Origin of the sequence: Shewanella livingstonensis (genome assembly GCF_003855395.1) — a bacterium.
GTDB lineage: Bacteria > Pseudomonadota > Gammaproteobacteria > Enterobacterales > Shewanellaceae > Shewanella > Shewanella livingstonensis.
Window position 1 is genome coordinate 37,814 of the sequence record NZ_CP034015.1, and the last position, 19,588, is coordinate 57,401.

17 protein-coding genes are annotated in these 19,588 nt (G+C 41.5%); 8 read left to right on the forward strand and 9 right to left on the reverse strand.

The window, feature by feature from the left end; translation table 11 throughout:
* The first annotated feature begins 44 nt into the window (after positions 1-44).
* Positions 45-1,400, forward strand: a complete 1,356-nt coding sequence (gene gorA, locus EGC82_RS00185; protein ID WP_124728973.1) for a glutathione-disulfide reductase — start codon at positions 45-47, stop codon at positions 1,398-1,400.
* Between the two features lie 79 nt (positions 1,401-1,479).
* On the opposite strand, the gene EGC82_RS00190 is transcribed toward gorA, so the two are convergent.
* Positions 1,480-2,112, reverse strand: a complete 633-nt coding sequence (locus EGC82_RS00190; protein WP_124728974.1) for a TetR/AcrR family transcriptional regulator — start codon at positions 2,110-2,112, stop codon at positions 1,480-1,482.
* Between the two features lie 121 nt (positions 2,113-2,233).
* On the opposite strand from EGC82_RS00190, the gene EGC82_RS00195 reads away from it, so the two are divergent.
* Positions 2,234-3,112, forward strand: coding sequence for a LysR family transcriptional regulator (locus EGC82_RS00195; RefSeq protein ID WP_124728975.1), 879 nt, complete (start codon positions 2,234-2,236; stop codon positions 3,110-3,112).
* Between the two features lie 395 nt (positions 3,113-3,507).
* Here the strand turns inward: EGC82_RS00195 and EGC82_RS00200 are convergent, their stop codons facing one another.
* From EGC82_RS00200 to ardA, 4 genes are all read right to left on the reverse strand, one after another.
* Entirely contained in the window at positions 3,508-4,635 is a 1,128-nt protein-coding gene (locus EGC82_RS00200; RefSeq protein ID WP_124728976.1) for a hypothetical protein, read from the reverse strand.
* 40 nt (positions 4,636-4,675) lie between these two features.
* On the reverse strand, positions 4,676-5,920 hold the full coding sequence (gene dddY, locus EGC82_RS00205) for a dimethylsulfoniopropionate lyase DddY (RefSeq protein ID WP_124728977.1): 1,245 nt from the start codon (positions 5,918-5,920) through the stop codon (positions 4,676-4,678).
* A gap of 319 nt (positions 5,921-6,239) precedes the next feature.
* Positions 6,240-6,593, reverse strand: coding sequence for an acrylate reductase cytochrome subunit ArdB (ardB, locus tag EGC82_RS00210; protein WP_124728978.1), 354 nt, complete (start codon positions 6,591-6,593; stop codon positions 6,240-6,242).
* Positions 6,594-6,621: 28 nt separating this feature from the next.
* Positions 6,622-8,142: an acrylate reductase flavoprotein subunit ArdA gene (gene ardA / locus EGC82_RS00215; RefSeq protein ID WP_124728979.1), complete on the reverse strand. Its 1,521-nt coding sequence runs from the start codon at positions 8,140-8,142 to the stop codon at positions 6,622-6,624.
* Positions 8,143-8,470: 328 nt separating this feature from the next.
* On the opposite strand from ardA, the gene EGC82_RS00220 reads away from it, so the two are divergent.
* The 5 genes from EGC82_RS00220 to EGC82_RS00240 all read left to right on the forward strand — a co-directional run bounded on the left by EGC82_RS00220 (position 8,471) and on the right by EGC82_RS00240 (position 13,256).
* Complete coding sequence (locus tag EGC82_RS00220; protein ID WP_124728980.1) at positions 8,471-9,325, forward strand: hypothetical protein; 855 nt, start codon at positions 8,471-8,473, stop codon at positions 9,323-9,325.
* 304 nt (positions 9,326-9,629) lie between these two features.
* A complete protein-coding gene (locus EGC82_RS00225; RefSeq protein ID WP_124728981.1) occupies positions 9,630-10,442 on the forward strand; it encodes a COG4705 family protein in 813 nt (270 codons plus the stop codon).
* A gap of 37 nt (positions 10,443-10,479) precedes the next feature.
* Positions 10,480-11,238, forward strand: a complete 759-nt coding sequence (locus EGC82_RS00230; protein WP_124728982.1) for a COG4705 family protein — start codon at positions 10,480-10,482, stop codon at positions 11,236-11,238.
* 27 nt (positions 11,239-11,265) lie between these two features.
* On the forward strand, positions 11,266-11,943 hold the full coding sequence (locus EGC82_RS00235) for a response regulator transcription factor (RefSeq protein WP_124728983.1): 678 nt from the start codon (positions 11,266-11,268) through the stop codon (positions 11,941-11,943).
* Positions 11,907-13,256 carry a sensor histidine kinase gene (locus EGC82_RS00240; RefSeq protein WP_124728984.1) on the forward strand — a complete coding sequence of 450 codons (1,350 nt, stop codon included), beginning with the start codon at positions 11,907-11,909 and terminating at the stop codon, positions 13,254-13,256. The genes EGC82_RS00235 and EGC82_RS00240 overlap by 37 nt, the downstream gene beginning before the upstream one ends.
* A 71-nt stretch (positions 13,257-13,327) precedes the next feature.
* On the opposite strand, the gene EGC82_RS00245 is transcribed toward EGC82_RS00240, so the two are convergent.
* Entirely contained in the window at positions 13,328-14,857 is a 1,530-nt protein-coding gene (locus tag EGC82_RS00245; protein WP_124728985.1) for a DUF3612 domain-containing protein, read from the reverse strand.
* A gap of 151 nt (positions 14,858-15,008) precedes the next feature.
* Here EGC82_RS00245 and EGC82_RS00250 point away from each other — a divergent pair, with 151 nt between their 5' ends.
* Positions 15,009-15,521, forward strand: coding sequence for an aldolase/citrate lyase/malate synthase family protein (locus tag EGC82_RS00250; protein WP_244212511.1), 513 nt, complete (start codon positions 15,009-15,011; stop codon positions 15,519-15,521).
* Between the two features lie 157 nt (positions 15,522-15,678).
* On the opposite strand, the gene ccoG is transcribed toward EGC82_RS00250, so the two are convergent.
* The 3 genes from ccoG to EGC82_RS00265 all read right to left on the reverse strand — a co-directional run bounded on the left by ccoG (position 15,679) and on the right by EGC82_RS00265 (position 19,571).
* Positions 15,679-17,142 carry a cytochrome c oxidase accessory protein CcoG gene (ccoG, locus tag EGC82_RS00255; RefSeq protein WP_124728987.1) on the reverse strand — a complete coding sequence of 488 codons (1,464 nt, stop codon included), beginning with the start codon at positions 17,140-17,142 and terminating at the stop codon, positions 15,679-15,681.
* 173 nt (positions 17,143-17,315) lie between these two features.
* Positions 17,316-18,758, reverse strand: a complete 1,443-nt coding sequence (locus EGC82_RS00260; RefSeq protein ID WP_124728988.1) for a sigma-54 interaction domain-containing protein — start codon at positions 18,756-18,758, stop codon at positions 17,316-17,318.
* Positions 18,759-18,929: 171 nt separating this feature from the next.
* A complete protein-coding gene (locus EGC82_RS00265) occupies positions 18,930-19,571 on the reverse strand; it encodes a paraquat-inducible protein A (RefSeq protein WP_124728989.1) in 642 nt (213 codons plus the stop codon).
* Positions 19,572-19,588 lie beyond the last annotated feature (17 nt).

The following is a 19,588-nucleotide window of genomic DNA, read 5'->3' on the forward strand; positions in this document are numbered from 1 at the left end:
CAATCCCCCCTACAATGGATGCATTAACGGTAATGGAGATCATCATGGCTCAACATTTTGACTATATCGCGCTTGGCGCAGGCAGTGGCGGCATCGCCTCAGCAAATCGTGCAGCAATGCGTGGCGCAAAAGTATTAATTATTGAAGCAAAGCACGTTGGCGGCACATGCGTTAACGTGGGTTGTGTACCTAAAAAAGTCATGTGGTATGGCGCACATGTCGCTGAAGCATTAAACCTTTACGCTAAAGACTATGGCTTTGATGTAACCGTCAATAAATTCGATTGGAACACCCTAGTTAACAATCGTGAAGCTTACATTAGCCGCATCCATGATGCTTACGGTCGCGGTTTTGCTAGCAATAAAGTAACCTTATTAAATGGCTATGGCCGCTTTATTAATAGCAACACCATTGAAGTCGATGGCGAGCACTACACCGCCGACCATATTGTGGTTGCTACTGGCGGCGCACCGACCATTCCAAATATTCCAGGTGCAGAGTATGGTATCGATTCAGACGGTTTCTTCGCCCTGCGTGAGCAACCTAAACGCGTTGCAGTTGTTGGCGCGGGTTATATTGCTGTTGAAGTAGCCGGTGTTTTACATGCACTAGGCAGCGAAACGCATTTATTAGTGCGTAAGCACGCGCCACTGCGTAACTTCGACCCAATTTTAATGGATGCGTTAGTTGACGCTATGGCAACTGATGGCCCAACACTTCACACTCACAGTGTGCCAAAGTCGGTTATAAAAAATGCCGATGGTAGTCTAACCTTAGCGTTAGAAAATGGTAAAAGTCTTACTGTTGATTGTTTAATTTGGGCCATTGGCCGTTCACCATCAACAGGTAATATTGGTTTAGAAAATACCGATGTCCAGTTAGACGCCAAAGGTTACGTGATTACTGATGCACAGCAAAATACCACTGCTAAAGGTATTTATTGTGTTGGCGACATTATGGCTGGCGGCGTGGAATTAACGCCAGTAGCCGTTAAAGCCGGTCGTTTATTGTCAGAACGTTTATTTGGCAACATGCCAGACGCTAAAATGGATTACAGCTTAATTCCGACAGTAGTATTTAGTCATCCACCTATCGGCACTATGGGCTTAACTGAACCAGAAGCGGCTGAAAAATATGGCCAAGATAAGATTAAGGTTTATACCTCAACATTTACTTCAATGTATTCTGCGGTAACGGCACATCGCCAAGCTTGCAAAATGAAACTTGTTTGTGCAGGTGATAATGAAGTGGTTGTCGGTATTCACGGTATTGGTTTTGGTATGGACGAAATACTGCAAGGCTTTGGCGTGGCAATGAAAATGGGCGCGACTAAAGCAGACTTTGACTCAGTAGTAGCAATACACCCTACTGGCGCAGAAGAATTCGTAACAATGCGCTAAATCATTAATATTAATGATGAAATATTAATACGTTCTCGGTAATAAAAACCATGAATAGCTTATTGCTTTCATGGTTTTTTTATACTGCTTTATCGTCTAACCATTGTAAAAACACTTTGATCGTTGGCATACGTTTGTGTGAGTGGCCCATGAGTTGAGTCATGGCAAAGCTAAATTGATAGTACATTTCAGCGTCGTTAGGATGCTTTTTCGCATCATCACTGTTGATCAGAGCACCACGTAAATAATCTTTGAGTAGTTCGTAGCGATCAAAACCAGCAACCACTCCAATTTCTGCTAACGTGTGTTGATTCCATTGTTGATACTCATTAATAATCTGCTCGAAACGTTCGCGGTAATAGTCGCTTGCTTGTATTAATATTGACTCATTAGGGATAACTCTGGCTATTACGAATGATTGCTCTGATAAAATGCGGTACAAACGTTGGCAATGATGAAAAATGAAGCGTAAATAGGGGTCACTATATTGCAGCGTGTCTTGTTCGGCCTGGATTAACCAATAACGATAATCAGCACTGGCTACCGCCACAATCAAATCAGCCTCTGAGGTAAAATGATTATAAATCGTGCCTTTAGATATCTGGCTGGCTTGGACTAAATGAGAACGGCACAAATCAAAGGTTTTATGGCCTTTTAAGCAGCGTTGTGACACTTCAATTAAATAGTTTCCGCGCTCTTCCCAGCTGCTCATTTTACATTCCGCCATTTTTTGATTAAATAACCGTTAATATCTCACATTTACAGTATAGCAAGCTTTGTGGATAGCCCAAGTTGAGTAATACTGATACCACTATGAACTTATTCAATAGCCCATGTTAAAAATAGACTTGCTTGAAAGTTTTATCGCCATTGCTGAATGTGGCAATTTGTCAAAAGCTGCAGATAAAATTTGCCGAACCCAATCAACACTCAGCTTACAAGTGAAGAAACTTGAAGAGAGTGTCGGCCAATCTTTGCTGATAAGGGACAACAAAGGTGTCACCTTGACTGAGTCTGGTGAAACACTACTGAGCTACGCTTATAAAATGATGCAACTTAACTCACAAGCACTTGATGAGTTAAAAGATTGTCAAAATCGCGAAGTGATCCGTCTTGGTGTACCTACAGATTTTATAAAATGTTATTTAAGCAGTTGCTTGTTAGAGTTTATTCGCGAGTTTACCAATATAGAATTAGTTATCGATACCGATGTGAGTGGCAATTTATATAAACGACTTCATCAAGGTGAGTTTGACGTGATCGTTGCCACTCACTGGCAACCCCCTATAAACGGCGAACTGCTATTTACGCGTCGCTTTCATTGGGTTGCTGCTGCTAACGGAAACGCCCATAAAAGCAAAACAATTCCAGTTGGCTTATATCCAGAAAACTGCCCAATTAGAGCACAGGTATTTGCTAATCATCAATTGTCTATGCGTCCTATTAAGGTGTTATTATCGACGCCATCACCACAAGCATTATGCATGGCAGTTGAGAATGACATAGTGATTGCGCCAGTAGCCGAATTTAGAATTAACGATCAAATGCAGATTTTAGATCCGCTTGAACATGGCTTACCACCACTGCCGGTGTTTAATGAGTCACTTTACCTCAATCCAGATACTCAAACCCATGCGACGCTGCAATTAATTAATCTAATTAAAGCCAATGTTGAACATAAAGGCTATCAAATCGACGCCCCCAGTATATAACCTCAACACTCGCTACAACGTCTCGCAATAACATCTAGCGATACACGTACCACAATATCTCGCAACAAATCACTTGAGCAGATAACCAACCGTCAGATATAGCATTATACCCAATAAAATCAATAATATAATCAATAATATAATCAAGTATGAAATCCAATGTAATTGACTTGATAGTTCGGTTCAAACCGTTGAAGATAAAATAAAGTTCTGTTGCATGCAAGCCTGTATCGCTATAGATCAATTAATCGTACAGAAGTAAACGATGCCTTATCCAAGTGCTTATTCACCAATATGTAACTCAAGGCTAATGATAAGTAGAGTAAATAGTCATAAAAATGCCAATCAAAGATTGGCATTAAATGGAGATAAAGCGCTAATATCTTTGCTAATGATTAAAAATAGTAACCAAAGTTGATATTGATGCGGTGGTCCCAGCTATCACCCATTTCAGGCAAACCGACATGACCATTATCACGCGTAGAGGCGTACATATTCTTACCCATAATAAAGTCAATCATGGTGTATGTTGGTCCTGAAGATAGCGCAACACCAGTAACATTTTGGTAGCTGTTATCGTAGTCTTCATTGTCAACATCGGGGGTGACGACACCAAAGTCATTATAGATTTTTGCACTGCCCCAGCTGGTCGTGATCGTTTTAGCAATGTTAATGCTATACGCTTGCGCTTTAGACGCGATTTCGTACTGCCAATCGTAAGCCGATACCGCAAGCTTGTTATCGTCTAGAGCATCTGCAGCATTGTATTCATATTGCATTGCCTGCAACTGCAGCGCCCAACCTTGATAACTACTGTCAAGATGTAAGGCAACGGCATATCTGTCACCATTATTGCCAGTATTACTATTATAAATTTGCCCAATCTCAACCGAAGCACCGACCACGGTTTTACCGCCTTCATACTCCATCGCGTAGGTTTGACGTAAGTTTAATTGATTGGTTTCTTCGTTATAATAATCAGTGCCGTTAACTGTCCCAGAATATAAATCGGTTGAATATCGCTCATTACGACTTGCACCATATTCAGCACCTTTATAAAACGCTAGCTCAGTACCCCAACCGTCATTTGAATAAACAGTTTTAATACCAGTATCGTAGTCATCTTCAAAACCTAAATAATACGGTACGCCAAACCAAAAACTATTTGAAATAAAACCCGGGTTACCAAATGGTACTTGATTTATACCAAATTGAATTTGCAATTGTTCTGAGTAATCATAAAAGGCATAACCATAACGTAGTGCTTCCCAACCATCATAAAATCGATATTCAGATGATAACCCCCAGTTATCTAATTTACCGTTGAATTTAACGGATGCCATCTCAAAGGTTAAATCACCTGATTTATCTTTAGAACTATCGCTATACTCTTTATATGAATAGTTAGATCTTAACGTACCGGATACATTAATTCCATCTTCAACATCTTGTGCTGTAGAGTAAAAAGAAACCATACACAGTGAGATTAAAGAAGATAATAAAGATAACTTTAATAATTTCATTTTATTTTATTTCCCATTTCGATAATTAATAATTTGGTAGTTACCATTTAATTTTTGTTAAGTCACATTGAATAACTTCATCTTTATGTGCGGGTGTGCCAGGTTTATTAGCCGATTCGCAAAGTAGCGTAGTGCCATAGTCATTGCGCTTGTCATTGGCATTACTTCTTGCCCAAACAGACACAATGGCACGCTCTTCTGGTTTAGCTTCACAGTTGCCGTCGACTTCAAAAGCATGGATAGTATTTTGATGAAAATACATTAGCGGATCGATATCAGCACTGCTCGACAGCCACATGGTCTGCCCATTGTGTTGGCCTGCATCAAACTGAACTTGCCTAACTTTGTCGTCTTCTTTAACGGTGTTAATTAACGGTGAATCTTCGCGCACGGCAAAGCTCTTAAACTCATTAGCGCACGCCGGTACGCGCATGTTGTAATAAATTTCAGATATTGCATGGTTATGATATGGATATAAGGTGTCGACTGATTGAACGGTCATACCGACTTCTGCACCAACCTTTTCGCCATTAATTTCGTCTATGCGTAATAGTCCCCAATGACCAAATATTTCAGCATAGGCATAACCACCGCGTATGTTGTTGAAGTTTTTATCATTGCGTTTACTTTCTTCGGCATACATTGGGTACCAACCTGCTGCTGCCCATAAGTTAGGTAATGCGTTGGCACTAATATCTGTTGGGAAAGCTGAGGGCATTTTCACTTCATCGCCCGTCACCATTTGGGTAAAGTTTTTAGTAAAAGCTTTACCCAGTTTGCGCACGTCTTTATTCGTGACTTTTGTGTCGAAAAAGGTATCAAATGTAGTCCGTTTAAGCCATTTGGCGACGGGGGAGTTTTGCGCTAATTGACCTCCAGGACTGTATATCCAATCAACGTCTTGGCGTGCGCCAAAACACTTTTTCGCTTTGTCTGGATTATTGATCACTTGATAAATATTTTTAACTAAGAGCTTCATGTCTGTGCGATCCATGATGCACATATTCTTACCACCGTCGGTAGAATCATACATAGCTTGATCTGAATTTAAACATGGACCATTTTCACTATTTGTTAATGCTACCGCGTAAGATTGTAAATATTGCAGGGTTTCATTCCATAAAATATCGACATATTTTTGATCATTTTTATCGTACTGAGATTCTGCTCCTAAACAAGTAAACTCAGCATTATCAACATCGTTCTTATCTAAAAAACTAGGTATTTCACTCGCCATAGCAGAACTAGATAACAGCATCATAACGAACAGCGTATTATATTTCATAACATCCCTCTTTCTTTATTATTTAAGACAATGGGATATTACGCTTGGAATTAATTCCAAAAAATTACACTCAACATATTTACAACAAAAATAATATTATAACTACAATTAATATCGCACATTAATTAAATACCGCTAACAATTATCAATATAAAATATATTAACTAATATCTAATAATTAAAACCCTAAATTAATCATTGGTGGTAAATTATAAATAACAAGTGATAAATAAAGAGACTCAAAAATCATCTAAATATAAAAGCCGCATATTAATACATTAATATGCGGCTTTTTAAACTAATATCAATTTAAATTAGTTTACCCTTTATGCTTATCAAACTTAAACGTATGACAGTTACTGCATAATGGTTGTTTGGTTTTATGTTCGCTGTGACACTCTTGGCAAGGTACATCTTTACCATAGTGAAGGTTATTATGTGGGTTTTGCCACTTGTCTTCTTCACTTCGGGCGGTTTTCTTTGCTAAGTCATCAACATCATGACACTGCAAACAGGATTGGTCAGATGGAAATTGCTTGATGCCATTGTCATGACAAGTTTTACAGTCTTTACCGATAACGTCTTTATGGTAGTCACGGATCTCTGCTGACTGTACTGATAAACTGGTTAATCCAAGTAGTACCAGCCCAAGTATAATATTAAAGTTTTTCATTAATGATTCCTCTTGTTCACTGGTCTGGTTAAACGTTCATGAGACTTCTAGCTGCAGTCATACCCATCACCATACATTCTGGGATAGAACAACTGCCTAAACGGCTAACGCCATGAATACCACCACACACTTCACCAGCGGCATAAAGACCAGTAATAGACTTACCAGTAAAGCTATCTGTTACTTCAGCTTTGGTATTAACTTTTACACCACCTTGGCAGTAATGCACTTTTGGCCACAAGCGAACGACAGTAAATGGCGCTTCGATCATTTTGTTTTTAGCCAAGGTCATATCTTTGCCAAACTGCTTATCTTCGCCAGTTTTAACATAGCCGTTGTATTCAGCAATCTGTGCTTTTAACCCCGCTAAAGGCACGCCAAAGTGTGTTGCCAACTCTTCAAGGCTTTCAAACTTCCAACCGACATTGTACTTAATCACTTTTTCGGTATTTGGATGTGCTTTAGAATCTTTAAAACTTGAAATCAACAACGGTGGTACAGGATTACCTTTTTCATCACGGTTACTTAATTCAGCATCAGCACGTGTTTTACGATCGGCTATTTCATTCATGAAACGCTTACCGGTGGTACGGCTAACCGCAATTGAATGAGGCAAGTTGAAAATTGAATAGTTAGACACATAACCAAAGCCACCTTCATCAGGTGAAGCCCAAGGGCCTGATTGAATGTGTGCTAAATGCACAGGAATCGCGCCTAAACGGAACATTTCGAACATGCCCTCGCCTGTTGCACCTGGTGCGTTGGTACAACCAACATCTGCCGTTAAGGTTGGATCTTGTGCCATACGTAAATCAACGTTTTGCGCAAAGCCACCTGTAGCCATAATCACACCGCGTTTAGCGCGAATATTGAGGACTTTACCAGGTTGGTCTTCACCAAAGTGATAGTTTTGACGCATTTTAACACCAACAACTTCGCCTTTATTACCAACGAGGAATCCTTCAAATTTTGAACGATTGTGGGTGTTTACACCAATACGTTTACACTCTTTGTACAATGGTTGGGTGATACCAGCACCACAACTTACTGAGGTTTGGTAAGTACGTGCAACCGAGTGACCGCCTAGTTGTTGTAAGTAAGGATGGTATTCAGAACCCGCATCTAAGGTCATTTGTAACGCTTCAACCGCATGCGATGCGACATGGCGTAATAAACCTTCATCGGCAATGCCGCGACCAGACAATAATTGGTCATTAACCATTCGGTCTACCGAATCTTCAACACCTTCTTTCTTTTGCATCGGCGTGCCCGGTGCCGCAAAAAGCCCACCGTTAATAGCCGAGTTACCGCCAAAGTAAGACATTTTTTCAAATATATGGACGTCTTTTGCACCATGTTTGGTGGCTTCAATTGCGGCAGCTAAGCCCGCAAAACCAGAACCAATAATGACGATTTCAACTTCTTTGTCCCATTTAACACCATCTGCCTTTTCAGACACTGCCATTGCTGGTGCTACCATCGCTGCACCAGCAGCAATACCTAGACCAGCAATAAACTTACGGCGCCCTAATAGATCTATATTGCTCATAGGTTATCACCCCTTTTTATATTATTGACGCTTCATCATATCGATGGAATCAATTCCAAAACGGGAACTATTGTTAATGTTTGGTGAAAATAACAGCGAATATCAACTAATCAATTGTAGGTATGACTTTTGATAAAATTGTTATTTTTGTTTGATTTTGGAAAGCAGTCCATGCTGTGATATTACCCACATAAGCGCTGGCCTATGGTTTATTTTATCGATATGATTATTCAAATGAGGACGACCTCAGCCTGACATCCATCACGCTATCGACAGGTATTCAATCGGGGACGGCCCCATCTGCCATTTACTCAGAAGAGCCGCTAATATGTTGCAAAATAGTTATTTCACCATGTTGTTACTTCAACGATCCTTACGTCGATTTTTGAGGAATGTATATCAAGGTTTACTGGCCGTTTTAATACTGCTACCACTCAGCGCAAACGCCACACAAGATGATATTCCATCGGATATCCCACTCACTGAACAAGTTAGAGTTGGACTTCACGGCATGCTACTTTTTGGCAGTGAATATGGTTTATTTGCCTCAAACTTACCGATGTTTCACTCTCCACATAATGCCCAAATTGTGTTGCAACTAACCTTTGATGATCCTCAGATCAACACTGCTGTCATCAACGGCTTAACGCTATCTGCTGCTAGCGGATATCCTATTTGGACCATAGTGCCGCAACAGTTTGATCTGTCGACGTTATCTCCCACTCATCCAAGCCATATTGAACATTTAAGCGTTGATATTGTTAAAGGGCATTTTGAACATGAGGGCAAGGTCCAGTGGAAAAACCAAGGGGTAACTATTAATAAAATATTATTATTCAATGAATTAGACACACAGTTCGAGCAACAGAAAACCCGCTATAATACTTACCTTAAAGTTAATAATACCCCTAATGATAAAGTACAGTTTCTTGTTAAACGCCTAACGACTCGACCTGATGCCGATCACATTGTGCGTCTCGATAATGTCGGCAATACCTTACCCGAACAAATAATCATCCCTATCGATGCTGCCAGCTTATTTAACGATGAAGCCAAGCTTCGTGCAACATTGCCCGATACGGCCGCTAAAAAGACGTCTTTACCCTCAAGTACAAAGCGAAAAAACACAGCATCATTAACAACTATTTCACGCGTGTATTTAGAGGTAGATGAACTGAAATAATCAATAAATCGATTGCGGAATGTCAATATCATCCTACTGAAGCGGTTGACTGAATTTCGTTATGGGCAAAGCAATACAACATTGAGTTATCGTGTTTTTATGCGCAACAACTACTACCTAAAAAATGAGATATTGACTAAGGTCAAAGACGAAATAGGCCAAGGTTAGAGACCAAGTATTCGATTTGACTCATGTTCCCACCCTTTAACCTCATCTGAGGTTAAATACTTCGCCCTATGTTTGGCCTAAGTATTGTGCGCCAAGATATTGCTAAATCAGTTTCACTATTGGATCAGGAGTCCACATGAAACCTTTAGCATCTACTCATAATACTTCGGCGAGTAACAACGCGCCAAATAACGCATCACCAAACACTTGGCTCAATAAAGTGCCCGAAATCACCTTGATATTTTGGGTAATCAAAATGATGTCAACCACGGTGGGAGAAACCGCCGCCGACTATCTGAGCTTTCATCTTCATGTGGGTATGATTAACACCAGCATTATCATGGGAGTGTTATTAGTTGGTATGTTATTGCTGCAACTTAAGCAAACTCACTATCGCCCAAATGCTTATTGGAGCGTGGTGGTGCTGATCAGTATTTTTGGCACCTTAGTGACCGACATACTCACTGACAAACTGCATGTGCCTCTCCCCTTATCTACCGCAGTATTTAGTGTGCTATTGGCGATAACGTTTGCCTATTGGTTCGTTAAAGAACGCACTTTATCTATTCATTCAATAGTGAGCCTTAAACGCGAACTCTTTTACTGGTTAGCTATTCTGATCACTTTTGCCCTAGGCACTGCGGTAGGAGATTGGGTATCAGAAGACATGAACGTCGGTTACGGTTTATCTGCTGTGGTTTTTGGTGGCTTAATTACCGCAATAAGCGTGGCCTTTTATCGCTTTAAAGCTAATGCCGTATTGTGCTTTTGGTTAGCTTATATCTTAACTCGTCCGCTCGGAGCCTCTATCGGTGATTTATTATCACAGCCTACTCGTAAAGGTGGCTTAGGATTTGGCACCACCAGCACCAGCATAGTATTTTTAGTGATTATTTTTGCTTTAGTGACGTATTTATCGCTAAAAGCCAAACCCCAAAAAACCTACTAACGCAGCCAGTGATTTATCTACATAAGTGAGCCTAAATATGACCACATTACCGCAGCAAGCGCTGATTAAAGTACCGCAAGTGACCTTGGTGTTTTGGCTAGTAAAAATATTAGCCACCACCTTAGGCGAAACGGCAGGAGATGCTTTATCGATGTCGCTTAACCTCGGCTACTTAGTGAGCTCAGTTATTTTTATCGGTTTATTCGCGATAGCCGTGACCATCCAAATTCGCAGTAAACACTATTCTTCGAGTGTTTATTGGGCAACTATTATTGCCACTACGACCGCGGGCACAACGATGGCTGACTTTGCCGACCGCTCATTAAGCATAGGTTATACCGGCGGCACATTGTTACTGGTGAGCTTATTGTGCATATCATTTTCAATTTGGTATTTGGCAGCAGGTAGCTTATCCAATCAGTCAGTTAACAACGCGAAAACAGAATGCTTTTATTGGGTAACAATTTTACTGTCACAAACCTTAGGTACAGCGTTAGGCGACTGGACAGTTGACAGTGCAGGCCTTGGTTATGATGCCAGTGCGTTAATCTTTGGAAGCTTGTTATTAGTGTTATTAGCTGCCTATCTTTGGAGCTCAATATCTCGCACCCTGTTGTTTTGGCTAAGCTTTATTTTAACCAGACCTTTAGGCGCTGTTGTCGGTGACTTTTTAGATAAACCCATTAGCCATGGCGGATTAGAATTTAGTCGCTTTAGTGCCTCTGCCGCACTACTCTTTGCTATGGTGTTATGTTTAATGGCTTTTAAACAACAGGCAGCCACAACCAATCATTAATGATGACTATCTACCAACAGGACTATGATGCGAATTTTGTTAGTTGAAGACGATAAAATGATTGGCGATGCGATGCAAAGCGCCTTAAAAGATGTCGCCTATGCGGTTGATTGGGTATGCGATGGCGAAGCGGCACTGCACAGTTTACGTTGTCAGCAATATGATGTGGTGTTGCTTGACCTTGGCTTGCCGAAACTCGATGGTTTGTACGTTATACAACATATTCGCGATAACTATCCCTCGCTGGCAGTAATCATTATTACCGCCAGAGACAGCCTTGAAGACAAGGTTAAAGGGCTGGATTTAGGCGCCGACGATTATTTGGTTAAACCGTTTGATATTAGCGAGCTACTAGCACGTATTCGCGCGGTTACAAGGCGTAATGCTAACCAGCATACGCCTGAGTTAACTAACAATATTATTTGGCTAAATCCAGCCACACATGAAGCCAAAACCTTAACTCAAGATAATATTTTATTGTCTAACCGTGAGTTTGCCTTACTGCAATCCTTGCTCATTCGACCCGGTTCTATTCATTCAAAAAGTGACCTAGAAGAACGGATTTATGCCTGGGGTGAAGAAGTAGAAAGCAATGCGGTAGAATTTTTAATTCATTGTTTACGTAAAAAACTGGGTACAGAAATCATTAAAAATGTCAGAGGTGTAGGATGGATGGTGTCAAAAAACGCCCCCGTAACTCGTTAAAAACGCGACTATCTTATTGGATTTCTGCGGCTATTTTATCGGTTGCAATGATTGCTGCTAGCTTTACATTTGCCAGTGCCTTTGAAGAAGCCCACGAACTGCAAGATGATGTATTGCAACAAATGGCGACGCTATTTGATCGCTACTCACTCACGCCAGATGATGGCGCATTAACCCCTTTAGTTTCGCAACCGTTAGAATTTCAAATTTCGGTGCAGCAACTTGGAATTACACCGACCAAGACGGCATTGGCATTGCCTAATGACTTAAGCGATGGATTTCATACGGTTGATTTAGCAACCCAATCCTGGCGAGTGTTTGTACACACCTTGTCATCAACGCAGCGGATAGCCCTTGCTCAAGACACTGCTATTCGTGACGAAATAGCCTTTGAAACCGCCTTACACACTTTAATGCCGTTACTAGTATTAATCCCTATTCTACTGATTTTACTCAGCTATATTGTCGATAAGATACTCAGCCCTATTCGGGTGTTGGCTCATGATATTGATAGCCAAACAGAGCCACCCGCTCAACTGATATCCACTACCCAACTACCCAGTGAAATAGTGCCCTTTGTTGAGGCCATTAACCGCTTACTCAGTAAAAACAGTCAGGTTATTGCCAGCCAAAAGCGCTTTATTGCCGATGCAGCGCACGAACTACGGTCACCGATTACGGCACTGTCATTACAGGCACAACGTCTTGAGCAGACAGAGTTAACCGACGATGCGCGCCAAAAGCTTAATTCACTACAAGCAGGAATAGGTCGTAGTATTCATTTGCTAGAACAACTATTGTCGATGGCGCGTCAACAAGACAACAGCGTCCAACAACCTCAAAAAATATCGTTGAAAATGGTGTTCGTTGAGGTGATTGAAGATCTGTATCCGCTTGCAGAAGCGAAAGAGATTGATTTGGGCTTTAGCCAAGATAACGATGCCGAACTCAATGCTAATCCAGTCCGTTTAAAAACCTTAATTCACAACCTTATCGACAATGCGATTCGCTACACACCAAATGGCGGTAAAATTGATTTAAGCATTACCCAAATGGATCAATATGTTGAGATGACCATTAAAGACACAGGTCCAGGCATAGCAGCCGATCAAGCCGACAAGGTGTTTGAACCCTTTTATCGAGTCTTGGGCAGTAACGAATATGGCTCAGGTTTGGGATTAGCGATTGTGGCCAGTATTGTGCAGCAAATGCAGGCAAGTATCCGTTTGTCGCCAGCGGACTCAATAAAGAATAGCGGACTTTGCGTTACGGTGCAGTTTGCGCATCCTTTAATCCGAGCAAGGATTAAATAGATAACACCTATTTAGCCGCATCAACAAATATTGATGCGGCATAGCAAAAGACTTGGTATTAACATTGAACACTAGTTTTGCTCACATAAATTACGCCCAGCGGCATAACAGCTTGGTTGACGTGGGCATACTGCACCACGCGAGCAAATTAACTGGGCATCTTTTTTAATCCCGCGCTCAATCCAGTTAATATTAAGGATTTTAGCCACACTGGTGAGATCTTTTTGGATATGTTTGGGGATAATGATTGAGCCGCCGCCCGTTGAACAAGCTTGTTTTAATTCATGCGCAATCGACTGCGCGTCTTTGCCTTGCGCCTCAATCGCCGGATTTAAATCGATTCCAGCACATAACACATGCGGATTGCCCGCCGAGTCATCCACTTTAATCGATTCGCAGCAATAAATTCGCGGTTCATTACCGACATTTAAAATTGATATTTGCGCAGACGTACCGTCGACTGGTTCATTGATCATCCTAAAGACTGCCCAATGTTGACAAGGGTCTTCAACCAAGCGCATGTTACCCCAAGGTAACGGAATACCATTACCACGATACACCGCTTTTAACTTACCCGGCGCATAGGCATCAAAGTAATGCCAATGAGGATAAGGTGACACGACTGTCATGCGGCGCATAGCAACAGATGCCGACACCTGCAGTTGCTTATGCACGCTAATTTCATAACCATGACGGTCAAGTAACTGTCTATACGGCACTTTAGGACATAGCAAGGCTCCGGCAAAAAAGCTTGATTCAAAATCACGCCATGCATGCAAAATATCTTGCGCATTTAAAGTATTAGATTGAGGCACCAGCGCATCATCAAAGTCATCACGCCGACCCGACATCATCACACTCTTTAAGCCATCTTTATTGTGTAACACACAATGACCTATGTGCACCGCCAAATCATATTTTAATCTACTGGGTCTATTTTTCAGAATATTACTGACATAGATAGTCCCCGGAGGCTCAAAAAATGAAGTCACCAACTGCTTAGAACTGATGCCCATTTCATTGATAACTTCTTGCGGAACCCGATCAATCCATTTGATTTTTAAGCCCATGCCTTTGGCGATATCAATAATATCTTCGGTCGCGAGGGGCATACGTTTTAAGCCAACTTCTTCGGCCGCACGCTCTAAATCAGGAAAATGGTTTTGGTGATGCTCCTGGTGCGCGCGAATAAGCAAATGAGCAAATTGGCGGCCACTGGTGCCAGTTTGCGATAACATTTCAGGAATGGCAATTTGGAGAATGTCATTAGAAAATAAAAAACTGGGCTCCAGCGGCATACCACTAATGCCACCTTTGTTGCCTTTTTCGGGTGTAATCGCTTCATCTTCAGGCACGTCATCAAGAAACCAGCCTACTTCTTTTTGGAAAACAACCGCGATTACTGCCAGCATATCGGCACTCGGTACACGCTTTCCGCGTTCGATCATCGACAAATATGACACTGATGGTGAATTACCTGAGTCAACACGTACACAACGAGCAGACAGGTCTTCCATGGTTAAGTTATTGCGTTTACGCAAGTTTCTTATCTTTGTGCCCAAAAAATGGGTCTTTCGCATTAAGCTTTTTTCATTTCTCATTTTGTATAATTCACACTGTAAAATTTCTATTGTGAAATTGTTTGTAAAAATAGCATAGACTAAAAATCAAGCTGCTAACAAGGCTTAATGAAAAACAATAATCAGAAAGGTTTCTGACCTACACAATACGAAGAGGAATAAGGCGATGAATATGTCTACTCAAGCAAGCAATACAGCCACCCAAAACCTTAACCGCTTCATTGGTGAGCAATTTGTGGCAACGACCAATCAACAGGATCGCAGCACAAATGCAAAAGAATTTTTGGATGCACAATTTCCATTAACCGAAGGCTCACACCAGGATGTCAGCAGCTATGTTGTTTACTACACTCACTTATTAGCATTTTTAAAAGATGGTTCTCAGTGCGGCTTACAAAATCCGTGTCAATTTGTGGCATTGACTGGTCATAAAAGTGAACCGACCTCTGTAGTATTAAAAAACAACGATACCCATGTTGAAATTTGTTTCGACCGCCAAGGACAAATGGGTTCAACGGACCAGGCTAATATTGAAGACATTCAGGTTGCGATTCCAATTAAGAATTTGCCAACACCCTACAAGCAGTGGATTAGCTTAATCCACACCGGCTGTCAGCCAACTGAAGGCAACTGTAAGGTGTTTACCGCTAAAGATGGAACTGACTATGCGTTACATCAGCGTTAATGGCTTATAACGATACCCGTTGTTGCCACTGAGCAAAAAAGGCTTGTCACATCAATAATGTGACAAGCCTTTTTGTTACTTACCCACTTTGCTGCGTAGCATCCAATAATGTCGATACGCATTTATGCCGTCATACTGAGATACTGAGATACTGAGATTACGGCCAAAAGAAGCGTGATGTTTGCGAGATCTCATTAGCAGGTTCCGTTGGCGTTGGATTGTCCAAACTTTGAATTTGGGTCACCTTAAATTGCACTGTTTGTTGGGTGCTATCACTCGTGCGGTCACTCAGGCGGCCACTGAGGGTCAACGGATAATCCAGTTGTTCTGCAGGTTTTATCGCAATCAAGCTGTCGGTGACTATTTGCAATGTTTGCTTCTGGGGATCGTCATTGCTGATACTGATTTGATAAAAAGCCATTTGTTGAGTTTTATTGCGAATTTTAAGTTGATAACTGTTTTCAACCTGATCGATGCCCACTTGACGATACAAGGTTTGGCGGTCGCGGATCACATTGAGCTGTATATGGCTTAAGTGACTTAAATCGCTAATAATCAGCACAATCATGATCAGTAATGCACTAGCGTAACCAAGCGATTTTAGCGACAACAGGCTGGTTTTTGGTTGTCCTTTTAAGGCATTTTCGCTGGTAAAGCTGATTAAATTGGGAGCATAACCAAATTTTTCCATGGTTTGATTACATGCATCAACGCAGGCACCGCAGTTAATACATTCGTATTGCAAGCCGTTACGAATATCAATCCCAGTGGGGCAAACGTCAACACACAAATTACAGTCTACACAGTCACCTAGCTCCGTTGTTTGTGAGCGCTTACGTGGCCCACGAGATTCTCCTCGTGTTGCATCGTAACTGACCGTCTTAGTATTAGCGTCAAACATCACCGCTTGAAAACGTGAGTACGGGCAGCAATGTAAGCACATCATTTCGCGCATCCAACCAGCGTTTAAATAGGTGCATACTGCGAAAAACCATACCCAGGTGCCAGTCCAAAAACCACTACTCATGCTAAAAATATCAACATATAACTCGCGTGCAGGCATAAAATAACCAATAAACCCGCAGCCGGTTAGCAAGGCAAACACTATCCACACCGCATGCTTCGTCACTCGTTTACGCACTTTACTCAGTGACCATGGCGCTTTGTCTAATGCCGCTCGATGATGATGATTGCCCTCTACCTTGGCTTCAACCCACATATATATAAAGGTCCATGCGGTTTGCGGACACAAAAAGCCACACCAAACTCGGCCCCAATAAACGGTGACAAAAAATAATGCAAAAGCCGCGGCCATAAAAAACCACGCTAATACGGTAAAGTCTTGTGGCCACAGGGTGATATTGAAGAAAAAGAATTGCTGTTCGGTTACATCAAACAGAATGGCTTGTCGGCCTTGATAATTGATAAATGGGATCAGGAAAAAAATCGCAATCAGTAAAGTATTACTGTGCTGACGCAGCCGTTGAAATACGCCCTTCTGTTCACGAACATGAATTTTTGTCGACGGCGTAGCAATTTGCACCACTGGAATCCGTTGTGAAACGGCCGCTTTATCAACTGACGATGTCGCTGATGGAGTTGGAGATGATGACTTAGGCATGAATATATTCCTATAACACAATATTGCTCTGCTATAGCAAAGACTAAGCCAACTCAAAAACAAACATAATCTACTGATTCTAAACAATTAAAATAGAAGCATTATAAAGCAAAGTCACGACATATCAACTTTTACGCGATATATCGTGACTTATTAAAATGCATGATAAAAAATTAACGACTAATAGCTAACTTTTTCATCCTAGATCGTAAGGTACTCGCAGGCATATCTAACATCGCAGCAGCACCAGACGGACCAGAAATACGCCAGTGGCTAGCATTTAATATCGCAATAATATGTGCGGCTTCGGCTTGTGCCATGGTTAACGTGCTGGTAGCTAACGGTGCTGCAACCGCTACAGGTAAAGTATTAAACAGCAAATGACCGCTTTGCGATAAAATCATTTCTCGCTCAATCAGGTTTTGCAGCTCACGTACGTTACCTGGCCAGGTGTATTGCTGTAAGTTCTTCAGCCCTTTAGCACTCACTTTAGTGATTTTTTTACCAAGCTTTTTACTCAGCGATGCGACTAAATCACTGACTAATTGCGGAATATCTTCGCGGCGCTCTCGTAACGGCGGCACCGTTATTGGAAACACATTCAAGCGATAATATAAGTCCATGCGAAACAAGCCTTGCTCTACTCGCGCAGCTAAGTCGTGATGAGTGGCTGCCACTAAGCGAATATTGACCTTAATGGTTTCACTACTGCCAACGCGCTCGAAGCTTTGCTCTTGAATTACCCGCAACAATTTAGATTGTGCCGATAAACTCAACTCAGCAATTTCATCTAAAAATAAGGTACCATTATGAGCTAATTCAAAGCGGCCTTTACGCCTTGCTGTCGCCCCCGTGAAGGCACCTTTTTCATGACCAAACAGCTCACTTTCTAACAATGCGGTCGAAAATGCGGCGCAGTTAACACTCACCATTGGTTGATCTTTGCGATGGCTTAGCCTGTGTAAGTTACGTGCAACCAACTCTTTACCAGTACCATTCTCACCACAAATTAACACCGTACTGTCGGTATTAGCGACCAAATGGATCTGTTGAATGAGTTGATTGATAGGTTGGCTGTTGCCCGATATTCCTGACGCACCTTGCTGACCTTGTAGTTCAGTAAGTAAGTATTGATTTTCTGATGCTAACCGTTCTGACAAAGCCTGCACTTGTGCCAAAGCCTGTCTCAATGATTGCTCGGTATGTTTTTGCATACTCACATCACGAAATATCGCGATAACGCCAACGAGCTTTTGCTGATCATATACCGGTGTTGAGCTGTAATATACTGGAAAACTGCTGCCGTCTTTGCGCCAAAATACATCATCAGTTACTTGCCGAGGAATAGCGTCATTCAAGGTGCGATAAATAGGGCAATCGTGCTGCGGGTAATGACTCCCATTAGCATGGCTATGATGATGGCAATCGTGGATGTTTCGCCCAATTAACTCGGTACTTTTCCAACCAGTCATTTGCTCAGCAGCAGGATTAATAAATACTGCATTACCGGCTAAATCAAAGCCATATACTCCTTCTGTCATCGCATTGAGCAACAGAGTGTTTTCAGGTAGAAAATGATCGGAGCCACTATATTCAGTGATTGTAGAGTCAGTCATAGTCAATCTTTACGTTACTAGTGCATAGACTCATTATAACGATTGTGAAATATAAGTCGCGAAATATCGCGACGTCTCTAACTCATCCAAATAATAAGCTTATTTAAGCCCTTTTTACATTAACGTTGAATCTCAATGTTGTCAGCTCACAAGCCTAGCTGCCTCGGTTGTCTATATTAGCGAGAGGCTCTGCGACTTTTGCTCTTGTGTCATATCGATCATCATCTGGCTGGCGATTGAAAAAATACAGTAGCCGAGAAAATAATAGAAACCGACTTCAAAATGAGACTGAGTCTTAAGGGTGTCACCCATACCGGCAGATGCATTACCCGCCATATAAGCCACAATAATGGCAACCACAAAAACATCGGCCATAGACCATTTACCCAGGGCGCTAATCAATGTTCTAAGCTTCTGTTTTATTATGGGAGTCATAGGTAATAGTAATATCAGCATAGTCATTAACTTAACGGCGGGGAGCACAATACTGAACAAGCCAACAAGTATTGCAACGACTAGGTTATGTGATTGATATAGTGCAGTAATAATATCGATGATACTGCGGCTATTACGAAACACCTCAACCTCACCTTGAAGCGTATCTAAGCCAAACAGACTGGTAGCAACATCGAGTATTCCGCGGGTATTGGCTCGAGAGTCTTCGGTGAGATTTTGAGTTAACATTTCTTTGCCGGTATTAAGCAACTGTGATTTTTCAATAGTACCCGTCATAGTTAACATAGGTTGTGTCACACCGGGAATGAGTAATATTAACGATATCAGCACTAAACTGATAGATAGAGATATTTTCATAAACGCCTCGTTTGATG